The organism is Pseudomonas flexibilis (assembly GCF_000802425.1).
GTDB classification, from domain to species: Bacteria; Pseudomonadota; Gammaproteobacteria; order Pseudomonadales; family Pseudomonadaceae; genus Serpens; species Serpens flexibilis.
This window is the reverse complement of sequence record NZ_JRUD01000011.1, coordinates 51,200-64,716: the sequence shown is the minus strand read 5'-3', so window position 1 is coordinate 64,716 and position 13,517 is coordinate 51,200. Positions and strand designations below refer to the sequence as shown.

The following is a 13,517-nucleotide window of genomic DNA, read 5'->3' as shown; positions in this document are numbered from 1 at the left end:
GAGAACCCTGCTCCATGCCCCACATTCTCATCGTCGAAGACGAAACCATCATCCGCTCCGCCCTACGCCGGCTGCTCGAGCGCAACCAGTACGCGGTGAGCGAGGCCGGTTCCGTGCAGGAGGCCCAGGAACGCTACAGCATTCCCGGCTTCGACCTGATCATCAGCGACCTGCGCCTGCCCGGCGCGCCCGGCACCGAGCTGATCCGCCTGGCCGAAGGCACGCCGGTGCTGATCATGACCAGCTATGCCAGCCTGCGCTCGGCGGTGGACTCCATGAAGCTCGGTGCGGTGGACTACATCGCCAAGCCGTTCGACCATGACGAGATGCTGCAGGCCGTTTCGCGCATTCTCAGTGAGCGTCCCGCCACCGTCCCAGCCGCTACGCCGGCCCGCGAGGAGAAGCCGGCCAGCCCGAACGACCTCGGCATCATCGGCTCCTGCCCGGCGATGCAGGACCTGTTCGGCAAGATCCGCAAGGTGGCACCCACCGACTCCACCGTGCTGATCCAGGGCGAATCCGGCACCGGCAAGGAGCTGGTGGCCCGCGCCCTGCACAATCTGTCACGCCGCGCCCGCGCGCCGCTGATCTCGGTGAACTGCGCGGCGATTCCGGAAACCCTGATCGAGTCGGAACTATTCGGCCACGAGAAGGGCGCCTTTACCGGCGCCAGCGCCAGCCGCACCGGCCTGGTGGAAGCCGCCGACGGGGGCACCCTGTTCCTCGACGAGATCGGCGAATTGCCGCTGGACGCACAGGCGCGCCTGCTGCGCGTGCTACAGGAAGGCGAGATCCGCCGCGTCGGCTCGGTGCAGTCGCAGAAGGTCGACGTCCGCCTGATCGCCGCCACGCACCGTGACCTTAAAAGCCTGGCCAAGCTGGGCCAGTTCCGCGAAGACCTTTACTACCGGCTGCACGTCATCGCCCTGAAGCTGCCCCCGCTGCGCCAGCGCGGCAACGACGTCATCGAACTCGCCGACACCCTGCTGGCCCGCCAGTGCGCCCGCATGGGTCGCACACCGATGCACTTCACCGAAGAAGCCCGCCAGGTCATCACCCACTATGCCTGGCCCGGCAACGTGCGCGAGCTGGAAAACGCCATCGAGCGTGCGGTGATTCTCTGCGAAAGCGAGAAAATCCCGGCCGACCTGCTGGGCATCGACCTGGAACTGGACAGCCTGGGCGTCGGCGACGAGGACTTCCCGGACAGCTCGATGCTCTCGCCGCAACCGCGTAACGAGCCCGCCGAGAATCTTTCGCTGGAAGACTACTTCCAACACTTCGTCCTCGAGCATCAGGACCACATGACCGAAACCGAACTGGCCCGCAAGCTGGGCATCAGCCGCAAGTGCCTGTGGGAACGTCGCCAGCGCCTGGGCATCCCACGGCGCCGCACGGGGGTGGGCAGCGGCTCCTGAGTCGCAGCGGGTGTTACCGGCAACCCGACGGGTAACGCACCCAGGTTCCGACGGTAACGAAAATGCCATCCCCAACCTGCACGAACGGTCACCGGATTCAGCTAACTCATTGAAAACAAAGCTTTTTATTTTTCTGGCACAACTTCTGCTTTATCTCAGGCACAACAACAACAAAAACCAAGAAACTCCATAACAAGAACAACACGCAACGACTCCTGCATAACAACGATAAAAAGGCGGAGACGCAGCAAACTGATCATTTTGGAGCAGAACGGTCTATGGAGCTTCCCCGGGCACATGCGAAACAACAAGACTGCCTGTGATGCAGCGAAGCGCATGGCCGGATCATCGATCAGGACCACGTCAGCAACCAAAGTAATCCGTTCGCTATTGGCCCCCGATTGGGGGTGCGTATGCGGGCTTCGGCCTGGCCTACGCTTCGGCGATAACAACACCAACAGCCGAAACAATAACAACAACAGCAACACTACTTCAGGGGGAGCTTCGGCTCCCCCTTTCCATTGGCCAATAACCTTGCGTTCCCGATTGCCCCACCCCGGTGCTAGAATTCCCGGCCATCGCATGCCCGGCAGTCACCGGCGGCCATGATCGCCCCCTGCGCGTTCCCGCCCAGCCCCCTGCCGGTTACCCCTTCCCGACACAGTAGCGCCCATGCTGAAGAAGCTGTTCCAGTCATTCCGATTCCCCTTGCGTCGCGCCGCGCAACCGCGCAGCACGCCCCAGGTGCTGGGCAGCCGCCAGCATTCCGTGAACCGTTCCAGTATCAGCCGCAACGCCGTGATGGTGGTGGAGCGACTGCAGAAGGCCGGCTATCAGGCCTACGCCGTGGGCGGCTGCGTCCGCGACCTGCTGCTCGAGCTGCCGCCCAAGGATTTCGACGTGGCCACCAGCGCCACGCCCGAACAGGTGCGCGCCGAGTTCCGCAACGCACGCATCATCGGCCGGCGCTTTCGCCTGGTTCATGTGCATTTCGGGCGCGAGATCATCGAGGTGGCCACCTTCCGAGCCGGCCATGGCGCCGATGACGCCGAAGAGGACAGCAACCGGGCGGCCCACCACGAAAGCGGGCGCATCCTGCGCGACAACGTCTACGGCACGCTGGAAGATGACGCCCAGCGCCGCGACTTCACCATCAATGCGCTCTACTACGACCCGGTCACCGAGCGCATCCTCGATTACACCCACGGCGTGCCGGACATCCGCAATCGCCTGGTGCGCCTGATCGGCGACCCGCGCCAGCGCTACCAGGAAGACCCGGTGCGCATGCTCCGCGCGGTGCGTTTCGCCGCCAAGCTGGACTTCGACATCGAGAAGCACAGCGCCGCGCCCATCAGAGAACTGGCGCCGCTACTGCGCGACATCCCCGCCGCACGCCTGTTCGAGGAAGTGCTCAAGCTGTTCCTCGCCGGCCGGGCCGAACGCACCTTCGAGCTGCTGCTGCACTACGACCTGTTCGCACCGCTGTTCCCGGCGACCGCCCAGGCCCTGAAGGAAAACCCCGAGTACACCGGCACACTGATCCGCCAGGCGCTGATCAACACCGACGAGCGCATTCGCCTCGGCAAGCCGGTGACCCCGGCGTTCCTGCTCGCCGCACTGCTCTGGCCGGCCCTGCCGGCACGCGTGCTCCAGCAGCAGGAGCGCGGCCTGCCGCCGATCCCTGCCATGCAGGAAGCCGCCCACGACCTGATCGCCGAGCAGTGCCGGCGCATCGCAGTGCCCAAACGCTTCACGCTGCCGATCCGCGAAATCTGGGACATGCAGGAACGTCTGCCGCGCCGCCAAGGCAAGCGCGCCGACCTGCTGCTGGAAAATCCGCGCTTCCGCGCCGGCTATGACTTCCTGCTGCTGCGCGAAAGCGCCGGCGAGGAGACCGGCGGCCTGGGCGACTGGTGGACCCGCTATCAGGAGGTGGACGACAGCACCCGTCGCACCATGATTCGCGACCTCAGCAAGGAAGACGGCGGCGCCGCACCGCGCAAGCGCCGGCGCAGCCCGCGCAAACGCCGTCCCGCCAGCCAATCGGGCGGCAGCGACGACTGAGATGGAGCGCGCCTACATCGCGCTGGGCAGCAACCTCGCGACACCGGTCGAGCAACTGCACGCCGCACTGCGGGCGTTGGCCGCACTGCCCGGCAGCCAACTGGCGGCCGTTTCCTCCTTCTACGCCAGCGATCCGCTTGGCCCGCCGGAGCAGCCGCGCTTCGTGAATGCCGTGGCCGCGTTGGACACCGAACTGGCGCCCCTGGCGCTGCTCGATGCCCTGCAGGCCATCGAGCGTGAACAGGGCCGCGTTCGCAAGGCCGAGCGCTGGGGGCCGCGCACCCTCGACCTGGATATCCTGCTGTTCGGCGACCTGCAGCTTGCCAGCGAGCGCCTGACCTTGCCGCACTACCATATGCACGCCCGTGCCTTCGTGCTCTATCCACTGGCGGAGATCGCCCCCGACCTGAGCCTGCCGGATGGCCGGCCGTTGCGCGCGCTGCTCGCCGACTGCCCGTATGCCGGACTGGAACGGTTACCCCAGGCAGCCACGAAGTAACCCCCGGTAACATTCGTAATTGACTTCGCCCGGACCCATCTGGACTATAAGCGCCCCAAGACCCGGCAATGGCGGTAACAGCCCCGGGCGCGCGACCCGGACCTCAGCGAAAGGACGGGGCGCGGAGCCTCCCACTTTCCTGCAGTTCACTCCGGCCCGTGTTGACGTCCGGAGTCATCCGCTCCGCGAAGAGGATCCACCATGCCCATCACGCTGACCACGCTGCAAAGCCGCAAGCAGAACGGCGAGAAGATCGCCATGCTGACCTGCTACGACGCCACCTTCGCCGCCGCGGCGAACGCGGCCGGCGTCGACATCCTGCTGATTGGCGACTCCCTCGGCATGGTCCTGCAGGGCCATGACAGCACGCTGCCGGTGACGGTCGCCGACATGGCCTACCACACCGCCTGCGTGAAGCGCGGCAACAGCGAGGCAATGATCCTTGCCGACCTGCCGTTCATGGCCAATGCCTCCCTGGAGCAGACCCTGCTCAACAGCGCCGAGCTGATGCGCGCCGGCGCGCACATGATCAAGGTGGAGGGGGCCGGCTGGTTGGCCGAGTCCATCCGTCATTTGGCCGATCGCGGCATTCCGGTGTGCGCTCACCTGGGCCTCACTCCGCAGGCGGTCAATGTGTTCGGCGGGTACAAGGTGCAGGGTCGCAGCGAGGCCCAGGCTCGCCAGCTGCGTGCCGATGCCATTGCCCTGGAGCAGGCAGGCGCCGCCATGCTGCTGCTCGAATGCGTACCCAGCGCCCTTGCGGCGGAGGTCACCCAGGCGGTTTCCATTCCGGTGATCGGCATTGGCGCCGGCCCCGGCACCGATGGCCAGGTCCTGGTGATGCACGACATGCTCGGCCTGTCGCTGACCGGCCGCACGCCCAAGTTCGTGAAGAATTTCATGGAGGGTCAGCCGAGCATCCAGGCGGCCCTCAGCGCCTATGTCCAGGCCGTCAAGGCCGTCACCTTCCCCGCCCCCGAGCACGAATTTTCCGCATGAACACCGTCACCACCGTCCAGCAACTGCGCGACGCCGTCGCCCAGGCGCGCCGCGCGGGCCAGCGCATCGGCCTGGTTCCCACCATGGGCAACCTGCATGCCGGCCATGTCTCGCTGATCGAGCAGGCCCGCCGCAGCGCCGACTTCATCGTCGCCAGCATCTTCGTCAACCCGCTGCAGTTCGGCGCCAACGAGGATCTGGACAAGTACCCGCGCACCCTGGCCGAGGATCAGGACAAGCTGGCGGCCGCCGGCTGCAACCTGCTGTTCACCCCGACCGTCGCCGAGATGTATCCCAATGGCATGGACGGCCAGACCCGCGTGCTGGTGCCCGGTGTCTCCGAAGGCCTGTGCGGCACCAGCCGCCCCGGCCACTTCGAGGGTGTGGCCACCGTGGTATGCAAGCTGTTCAACATGGTGCAGCCGGATATGGCCGTGTTCGGCGAGAAGGATTACCAGCAGCTGGCGGTGATCCGCACCCTGGTGCGCGACCTGAACCTGCCCATCGAGATCCAGGGCGCGCCCATCGTGCGTGCCGCGGACGGTCTGGCGCTGTCCTCGCGCAACGGCTATCTCAGCGCCGAGCAGCGATCCGTTGCGCCGGCGCTGTACCGCAGCCTGCAACAGCTGGCCGAGCGCCTGCGCAGCGGCGAGACGGACCATGCCGCGCTGGTCGCCGAGGCCCGTCGCAGCCAGGAGGCCGCCGGCTTCCGCCCGGATTACCTGGAAATCCGCGAAGCCAGCAGCCTGCGCCCGGCCACCGCGGACGACCGCAAACTGGTCCTGCTGACCGCTGCCTATCTCGGCAACACCCGACTGATCGACAACCTCTGCGTCGAACGCTGACCCCGCGCGGCGGCTTGCCCACCCCCCGGGGGTGAGGCACACTCGCCGCCGCCCGCATCCCTGGAGGATTACCCCGCCATGCATGCCATCATGCTCAAGGCCAAACTGCACCGCGCCATCGTTACCCACGCGGTGCTCGACTACGAAGGTTCCTGCGCCATCGACGGCGACTGGCTGGACATGTCCGGCATTCGCGAATACGAGCAGATCCAGATCTACAACGTCGACAATGGCGAACGTTTCACCACCTATGCCATTCGTGGCGAAGCCGGGTCGCGCATCATTTCCGTCAACGGAGCCGCTGCCCACAAGGCCGACGTGGGCCACCGCCTGATCATCTGTGCCTATGCTCACTACGCCGAAGCCGAGCTGGATGACCACACACCACGGGTGCTGTACATCGGCGCCGACGGTGCGCTGAGCCATACCAGCAACGCCATTCCGGTGCAGCTGGCCTGAGGCCGGCCATCGGTCGGCCGGGGGAAACCCCGCGAGTTTTTTCGCTCCAAGGACAGTAGCGCGCCTACGCGCAGGACTTGCCCCGCCGCGCCACAGCCTTCGCGGCATCGCCCCAGGAACCCGGACGACATGCTGCCGTACTACCAGACCCCGCACGACATCACCCTCCTTCCCGCCTGGCAACAGCTCGCCGAGCATCGCCAGGCCATGCGGGGCTTCAGCCTGCGCCAGGCGTTCGCCGAGGATCCCAAGCGCTTTGCCAGCTTTTCCATGGACAGCTGCGGGCTGTTCCTCGACTACTCGAAGAATCTGGTCAACGAGCAGACCATCGCGCTGCTGATGCGCCTGGCCCGCGAGGCAGGTCTGCAGCCGTCCATCGAGGCCCTGCTGGATGGCAAGCCGGTGAACGCCTCCGAGGGGCGCCCGGCGCTGCACACCGCCCTGCGCCGCCCGGTTGGCGAGCAGGTGCTGGTCAACGGCCAGGACGTGATGCCCGAGGTGCACCGGGTGCTGGGGCAGATGACCGACCTGGTCGGCCGCATTCACAGCAGCCTGTGGCGCGGCTACAGCGAGAAGAGCATCACCGACGTGGTGAACATCGGCATCGGCGGCTCCTACCTGGGTCCCGAGTTGGTCTCCGAGGCGCTGTTGCCGTTCCGCCAGCGCGGCGTGCGCTGCCACTACCTGGCCAATATCGACGGCAGCGAGTTCCGCGAGCTGACCGCGCGGCTGAACGCCGAAACTACCCTGTTCATCGTCTCCAGCAAGTCGTTCAGCACCCTGGAAACCCTGAAGAACGCCCTCGCCGCCCGCGAGTGGTACCTGGCCAGCGGCGGCTGCGAGGGCAAGCTGTACCGGCACTTCATCGCCGTCACCAGCAATCGCCAGGCGGCCATCGACTTCGGCATCCGCGAAGAGAACATCTTCCCCATGTGGGACTGGGTCGGCGGCCGCTACTCGCTGTGGTCGGCCATCGGCCTGCCCACCGCGCTGGCCATCGGCATGGCCAACTTCAAGGAGCTGCTCACCGGCGCCTACAGCATGGACCGCCATCTGCGCGACGCGCCGTTCGAGCGCAACATGCCGGTGCTGCTGGCCATGCTCGGCGTCTGGTACCAGAACTTCTGGGGCGCGCGCAGCCATGCGTTCCTGCCCTACGACCACTACCTGCGCAACTTCGTGAAACACCTGCAGCAGCTGGACATGGAATCCAACGGCAAGAGCGTGCTGCAGGATGGCCGCCCGGCGCCCTGCGACACTGGCGCGGTGGTCTGGGGCGGCGTCGGCTGCAACGGCCAGCATGCCTACCATCAGCTGCTGCACCAGGGCACCCAGTTCATTCCCGCCGACTTCATCGTCCCGGTGGTCAGCTACAACCCGCTGGGTGACCACCACCAGTGGCTGTACGCCAACTGCCTGTCGCAGAGCCAGGCGCTGATGCTCGGCAAGACCCGCGCGGAAGCCGAAGCGGAGCTGCGCGCCAAGGGCCTGGCCGAGGCCGAGGTGCAGCGCCTGGCGCCGCACAAGGTCATCCCCGGCAACCGCCCCAGCAACACCCTGGTGATCGAGCACATCGACCCGCGCCGGCTGGGCGCCCTGGTGGCGCTCTATGAGCACAAGGTCTTCGTGCAGAGCGCCATCTGGGGCATCAACGCCTTCGATCAGTGGGGGGTTGAGCTCGGCAAGGAACTGGGCCGCAACGTCTACGACAGCCTCACCGGCCAGCGCCCGGCCAGCGACGAGGATGGCTCGACCCGCGGACTGATCGACTTCTTCCGCAGCCGCCATCGCGGCTAGCGGTAATGGGTAGGCAGGAGGTCCACCGGCCCCCAAGAGCATGAGGCGACCACGATGGAATTCCTGCGCCAGCGCATCGAGCGCCATGTGCTCAGCCTGAGTGGGCTTACCCTCTCCGGCGTCGACATGGAACACCCCAAGGGGGATCCCGGCCTGTTCGGCCCGGACTCGGTGTGCTGGCGAGTACACAGCGACTTCACCTCGATGCTGATCGGCGGCATCTCCGCGCTGATGATCCAGATGCTGCATCCGCTGGCCCTGGCCGGGGTCTGGGAGCATTCCAACTTCCGCCAGGACATGCTGGGCCGCCTGCGCCGCACCGGCCAGTTCATCGCCGGCACCACCTTCGCCAGCCGCGCCGATGCCGAACGGCTGATCGCCCGGGTGCGCGCCATCCATGACCGGGTCAGCGGCATCGCGCCGGATGGCCGACCCTACGCGGCCAACGATCCGCACCTGCTCACCTGGGTGCACGTGGCCGAGGTGTACAGCTTCCTGCAATCGCACCTGCGTTATCGCAACCCCCATCTGAGCGGCGCCGAGCAGGACCGCTACTACGCCGAGATCGCCCAGGTCGGCGAACTGCTCGGTGCCCGCGACATTCCGCGCTCACGCCAGCAGGTGGCCGACTACTTCCGGGCGATGCAGGCGGAACTGCTTTGCGACTGGCGCTGCCGGGAGGTGCTGGATGCCCTGCTCGATGCGCCAGCCCCGAGCACCCTGACCCGTCCCTTCGGCAGCCTGATGCTGCAGGCCGGCATCGAGCTGCTGCCCGACTGGGCGACTCACCTGCTGGGCTTTCACCTGGCGGCACCACGCCGCCAGCTGATCCGCACGGCGGTGCGCCACAGTGCGCCCGTGCTGCGCTGGGCGGTGCGCAACGGCTCGATCCACCGTGCCCGGCGCCGCATGGGCATGCCGCCGGGCGGCTAGGTTTCGAGAACGTGCTCGGCATATCGCTGCGATCCCGGGCACGTGCGCCGGCCGCCGAGGTGGCCACGTGTTGCGTTGACCACCCTGCCAGCCCCGCCGCGGAGCGGGCGGGACCATACCCACGAACAAGGGGGTTCTGCTGGTCGCGGGCGATTTCCGTTAGAATCGCCGCCTCTCCCCGTCCCTCCCGAGTAGCTTCGCATGCCTGCTCTGCAACAGGCGCTGCGCGCCGCCCTCGCCTCCCGCCGCGAACTGATCGAGCGCCTGCATGGCCAAGGTACCGACTGCTATCGGCTGTTCCATGGCAGCCAGGAAGGCGCGCCCGGCCTCACGCTGGACCGCTACGGCCCGCAGCTGCTGATCCAGAGCTTTCACGAATCACTGGATCCGCAACAGCTGCCCCTGCTGGTCGCCGAAGTCGAGGCCTTCTTCGGGCATCCGCTGCTGCCGGTATACAACGATCGCGCGCGCGGCAACTCGCGGGTCGATCGCGGAGCGTACCGCCCCGATGCGGACGCCGTCGCCGAGCAGGTGGGACATGAATGGGGACTGAACTACCGGGTGCGTGGCCGGCATGCCGGACAGGATCCGCTGCTGTTTCTCGACCTGCGCAACGCCCGCGGCTGGGTGAAAGCCAACAGCCAGGGATTGTCCGTGCTCAACCTGTTCGCCTACACCTGCGGCGTCGGCCTGTGCGCGGCAGCCGGCGGCGCCTCGGAGGTGTGGAACCTGGACTTCGCCGCCGGCAACCTGGCCGTCGGTCGCGAGAATGTCGCACTCAATCCGCAACTACCGACCATGCGCTTCGTGCAGTCCGACTACTTCCCGGCCATCCGTCAACTGGCCGGGCAGCCCGTCGCCCATCGCCGCGGTCAGCGCCTGCCGGTCTACCCGCACCTTGAGGCGCGGCAGTTCGACCTGGTGTTCCTCGACCCTCCGGCCTGGGCGAAGAGCCCGTTTGGCACCGTCGATCTGCTACGCGACTACCAGAGCCTGCTCAAGCCGGCCCTGCAGGTGACCGCCGACGGCGGCACGCTGGTGTGCAACAACAACCTGGCCAAGGTACCGCTGGACGAGTGGCGCAGCCTGGTGCTGCGCTGCGCCGAAAAAGCCGGCCGACCGGTGCGCGACTGCCAGTACCTGCCCCCGGCCAGTGATTTTCCCTCGCTCGCCGGGGACCCGCCGCTGAAGACGCTGATCCTGAGGCTCTGAGTTCCCGGGCAGACCCGCATTCAGCTGCCATACTTGGCGCCGTCAAAGCTGGCGGAACCCTCATGTCGAACCTGCCCCTGCGCCTGGCTCGCGGCCTGGCCATCTTCCTGGCGTTCTATGCACTGATCGGCTTCTTCATCGTGCCCGGGGTGGCGCTGCGCATCGCCAATCAGCAGCTGGCACTCTATGCCACCGAACCGGCGCGCCTGGAGCGCCTGGAGTTCAACCCGTTCCGCCTGACGCTGGACCTTTACCACCTGCGCATCGGCGATACCGAAGCCCCGCAGCTGGCCTTCGAGTTCCTGCATGTCGACCTGGAATGGCGCAGCCTGTGGCAGCGCACCCTGCATCTGGCCGAGGTGCGCTTGGTCCGCCCGCACACGGAAGTGCTGTTCGACGCTGAAGGGAAGCTCAACCTCAGCCGGCTCTTCGCCTTTCCAGCCAGCGAGGAAAGCCCCAAGCCGGTGAACGCGGAACCGAGCCGCCCCTTCCCGCTGCGCATCGATCGCCTGCTGCTGGAGCGCGGTCTGGTGCATTTCCAGGATCGACGCCCTGGCGAAACCGTCGACTTCACCTACGACCCGCTCGATCTGGAGCTGCACAACCTGCGCACCCGCTCCGATGATGAAGCCGAAGCTCAGTTCGTGGCACAGGGGCCGGCGGGCGGCACGCTCCACTGGCGCGGCCAGCTGCATCTGCTGCCCTTCCGCTCCAGCGGCCACCTGGAACTGAAGGATCTGCGCCTGGCTAGCATCTGGCCCTATGTGCAGGAAAACATCGCGGTGTCGCTGCGTGACGGCGTGCTCAACGCCGCCGCCGATTACCGCCTCGACCTGGCGGAGGGAACGCAACTCACCCTGGCCAATGGCCGCCTGCGCCTGGCACCCTTTGCGGTTCAGGACCTCGACGGCCAACCGCGCCTGAACCTCGAGCATCTGGACATCCAGCAAGCCAGTCTGGACCTGGCCGCGCAACGGCTGGAAATCGGCCAGCTGCGCAGCGCCGGGCTGGAAACCTGGGCCGCCCGTGAAGCGGACGGGGAAATCGACTGGCTGCGCCTGCTCAAGGCGGACGGCGGCGCAACAGAGCAAGCCCCGACCACGGAGGGCAGGCCCTGGCAGATCCTGCTGAATGACGCCCAACTGCGCGGCTACCGCGCCCACCTGACCGATCGCGCCACGGAACAACCCGTTGAACTGCTGGTCGGCCCGCTGGACCTGGACGTACGCCAGTTCGACAGCTCGGGACAGGCGCCTTTCCAGCTGCGCCTGGACAGCGGCCTCGGCGAGCAGGGACGCGTGCACGCCGAGGGCGAGGCCGGGTTGCAGCCGCTCGCCGCCCAGCTGGCGGTGACGCTGCAGGCCATCGATCTGCGCGTCGCCCAGGCCTACCTCTCGCCGTATGTACGTCTTGAACTTCTCGGCGGTGAGCTGGCAGGCAACCTGGATGTGCAGGTCGCCCACGGCGAACAGCTAGCACTGCAGGTCAGGGGGCAGGCCAGCGTACAAGGTCTGCATACCCGTGACACCCTGCGTCACCGCGACCTTCTCAAATGGCAGGCGCTGCGCCTGGACGGGCTGGACTACCGGCACGGCGAGCAGTTGCACATCGAGGGCATCGAACTGGAGCAGCCCTACGCACGGCTGATTATCCAGGAAGACCTCAGCACCAACCTCAATGAACTGATTGTCGAGCAGCCCACGACGGCCGAAGCCGGCGAGGCCACCTCCGCCAATGAACCCCCTCTGGGTATCCACGTCGGCGGCATCGCGATTCGCGACGGCTCGGCCAACTTTGCCGACTTCAGCCTGCGACCGAACTTCGCCACGGCCATCCAGCAACTCAACGGCCGTATCGGCACCCTCGACAACCGGAGCAAGCAGGCCGCCAGCGTGGACATCACCGGCAAGGTCGATCGCTACGCGCCGGTCACCATCAAGGGCCGACTGACGCCGTTCGACCCGCTGCACAGCCTGGATATCGCCACCGTTTTCAAACAGGTGGAGCTGACCACCCTGACACCCTACTCCGGCAAGTTCGCCGGCTACCGCATCCGGCGCGGCCGTCTCAACCTGGATCTGCACTACCGCATCGACGAGGGCCGGCTGAATGCCGAGAACCATGTGCTGCTGGAGAACCTGCAGCTGGGCGAGCGGGTCGACAGCGACGACGCGGTGGATCTGCCGGTGCGCCTGGCCGTGGCGCTGCTCAAGGACACCAAGGGCAACATCGACATTGCACTGCCGGTGCAGGGTGACCTCAACGACCCGCAGTTCAGCGTCATGCCGATCATCTGGCAGACGTTGCGCAATCTGGTGCTGCGGGCTGTGCAGGCGCCCTTCAAGTTCGTCGCCGGGCTGGTGGGCGGCAGCGATGAGGACCTCGACCGTGTTCCCTTCGAGCCCGGCAGCAGCGTACTGGGCGATGCCGCTCGCCAGCGCCTGGACACCCTGGCGGCGGCGCTCAGGCAGCGGCCGCAGTTACGACTGGAGGTGGAAGGCGCCAGCGCGGTGAGCGCCGATGGCCCGCTGCTGGCCGAGCGGCGCCTGCAGCGTGAGTACCGGCAACTCTGGTACAACAGCTTGCAGCGCCGCGGTCAGCCGGTACCCGCCACCCCAGACGATCTGGAGATCGACGAGGACCTGGGTGATTCCTTGCTGCAGGCCATCTACCGCAGCCAGCTGGGGCAACCTCCCGCCAGCTGGGCTGAGCTTGCGGACGAGCAGATCCACGACAACATGCGCCAAGCCCTGCTGGCACGCTGGAGCGACAATCCCACGGCCCTGCGCCGCCTGGCCCAGGAACGTGCGGCCAGTATCAAGGCGTATCTGGTGGACCAGGGCGGACTCGAAGATAAACGCATCTATCTGCTGGACAGTACGCTGGTCACGGCCGGCACCACTGGCAGCGTGGAGACACCCTTGCATCTGGACAGTCAGTGATGATGAAAACAACGCTGCTCGCCGCCCTGTTGTTACTCGCGTCCCTGGCGCAGGCATCCTCGACGCTGCGTTGCGGCAGCGAGCTGATCAGCCTGGGCGACTCGGCCTGGGAGGTACTGCGCAAGTGCGGCGAGCCGGTGAATCAGTCCCAGCTGGGCCTCAAGCTTCAACGTGACGAATACGGCCTGCGCTACGACGTGGGTGTCGAGGAATGGATCTACGGGCCACGCAACGGCATGTACCACATCCTGCGCTTTGAAGGGGGACGGTTGCGGGACATCCGTAGCGAACGCAACCTGTAAACGCCGAAGCCGCCTGGACGGCGGCTTCGGGCTTTCCGCATGGCGGG

The 13,517-nt window shown here is 66.7% G+C and carries 11 protein-coding genes; all 11 read left to right on the top strand.

Translation table 11 applies throughout. From position 1 onward, the window contains the following. Positions 1 to 14: 14 nt before the first annotated feature. The 11 genes from SF06_RS09020 to SF06_RS08970 all read left to right on the top strand — a co-directional run bounded on the left by SF06_RS09020 (position 15) and on the right by SF06_RS08970 (position 13,470). A complete protein-coding gene (locus tag SF06_RS09020) occupies positions 15 to 1,418 on the top strand; it encodes a sigma-54-dependent transcriptional regulator (RefSeq protein WP_039560903.1) in 1,404 nt (467 codons plus the stop codon). A gap of 672 nt (positions 1,419 to 2,090) precedes the next feature. Continuing rightward, positions 2,091 to 3,482 carry a polynucleotide adenylyltransferase PcnB gene (locus SF06_RS09015; RefSeq protein WP_039560901.1) on the top strand — a complete coding sequence of 464 codons (1,392 nt, stop codon included), beginning with the start codon at positions 2,091 to 2,093 and terminating at the stop codon, positions 3,480 to 3,482. Position 3,483: 1 nt separating this feature from the next. After that, positions 3,484 to 3,981: a 2-amino-4-hydroxy-6-hydroxymethyldihydropteridine diphosphokinase gene (folK, locus tag SF06_RS09010; protein WP_027588968.1), complete on the top strand. Its 498-nt coding sequence runs from the start codon at positions 3,484 to 3,486 to the stop codon at positions 3,979 to 3,981. Between the two features lie 201 nt (positions 3,982 to 4,182). Then, a complete protein-coding gene (panB, locus tag SF06_RS09005) occupies positions 4,183 to 4,980 on the top strand; it encodes a 3-methyl-2-oxobutanoate hydroxymethyltransferase (protein WP_027588969.1) in 798 nt (265 codons plus the stop codon). Continuing rightward, positions 4,977 to 5,825 (top strand): pantoate--beta-alanine ligase, encoded by an 849-nt coding sequence (gene panC, locus SF06_RS09000; protein WP_039560899.1) that lies wholly within the window; start codon positions 4,977 to 4,979, stop codon positions 5,823 to 5,825. Before panB ends, panC begins: the two co-directional genes overlap by 4 nt. A gap of 78 nt (positions 5,826 to 5,903) precedes the next feature. Continuing rightward, a complete protein-coding gene (panD, locus tag SF06_RS08995; RefSeq protein ID WP_039560897.1) occupies positions 5,904 to 6,284 on the top strand; it encodes an aspartate 1-decarboxylase in 381 nt (126 codons plus the stop codon). Positions 6,285 to 6,416: 132 nt separating this feature from the next. Further along, positions 6,417 to 8,081, top strand: coding sequence for a glucose-6-phosphate isomerase (gene pgi, locus SF06_RS08990; RefSeq protein ID WP_039560922.1), 1,665 nt, complete (start codon positions 6,417 to 6,419; stop codon positions 8,079 to 8,081). Between the two features lie 54 nt (positions 8,082 to 8,135). Further along, entirely contained in the window at positions 8,136 to 9,014 is an 879-nt protein-coding gene (locus tag SF06_RS08985; protein WP_039560895.1) for an oxygenase MpaB family protein, read from the top strand. 201 nt (positions 9,015 to 9,215) lie between these two features. Next, positions 9,216 to 10,226, top strand: a complete 1,011-nt coding sequence (locus tag SF06_RS08980) for a class I SAM-dependent rRNA methyltransferase (protein ID WP_039560892.1) — start codon at positions 9,216 to 9,218, stop codon at positions 10,224 to 10,226. Between the two features lie 62 nt (positions 10,227 to 10,288). Continuing rightward, positions 10,289 to 13,168: a DUF748 domain-containing protein gene (locus tag SF06_RS08975; RefSeq protein ID WP_039560891.1), complete on the top strand. Its 2,880-nt coding sequence runs from the start codon at positions 10,289 to 10,291 to the stop codon at positions 13,166 to 13,168. Next, entirely contained in the window at positions 13,168 to 13,470 is a 303-nt protein-coding gene (locus SF06_RS08970) for a DUF2845 domain-containing protein (protein ID WP_027588976.1), read from the top strand. The genes SF06_RS08975 and SF06_RS08970 overlap by 1 nt, the downstream gene beginning before the upstream one ends. The last annotated feature ends 47 nt before the right edge of the window (positions 13,471 to 13,517 follow it).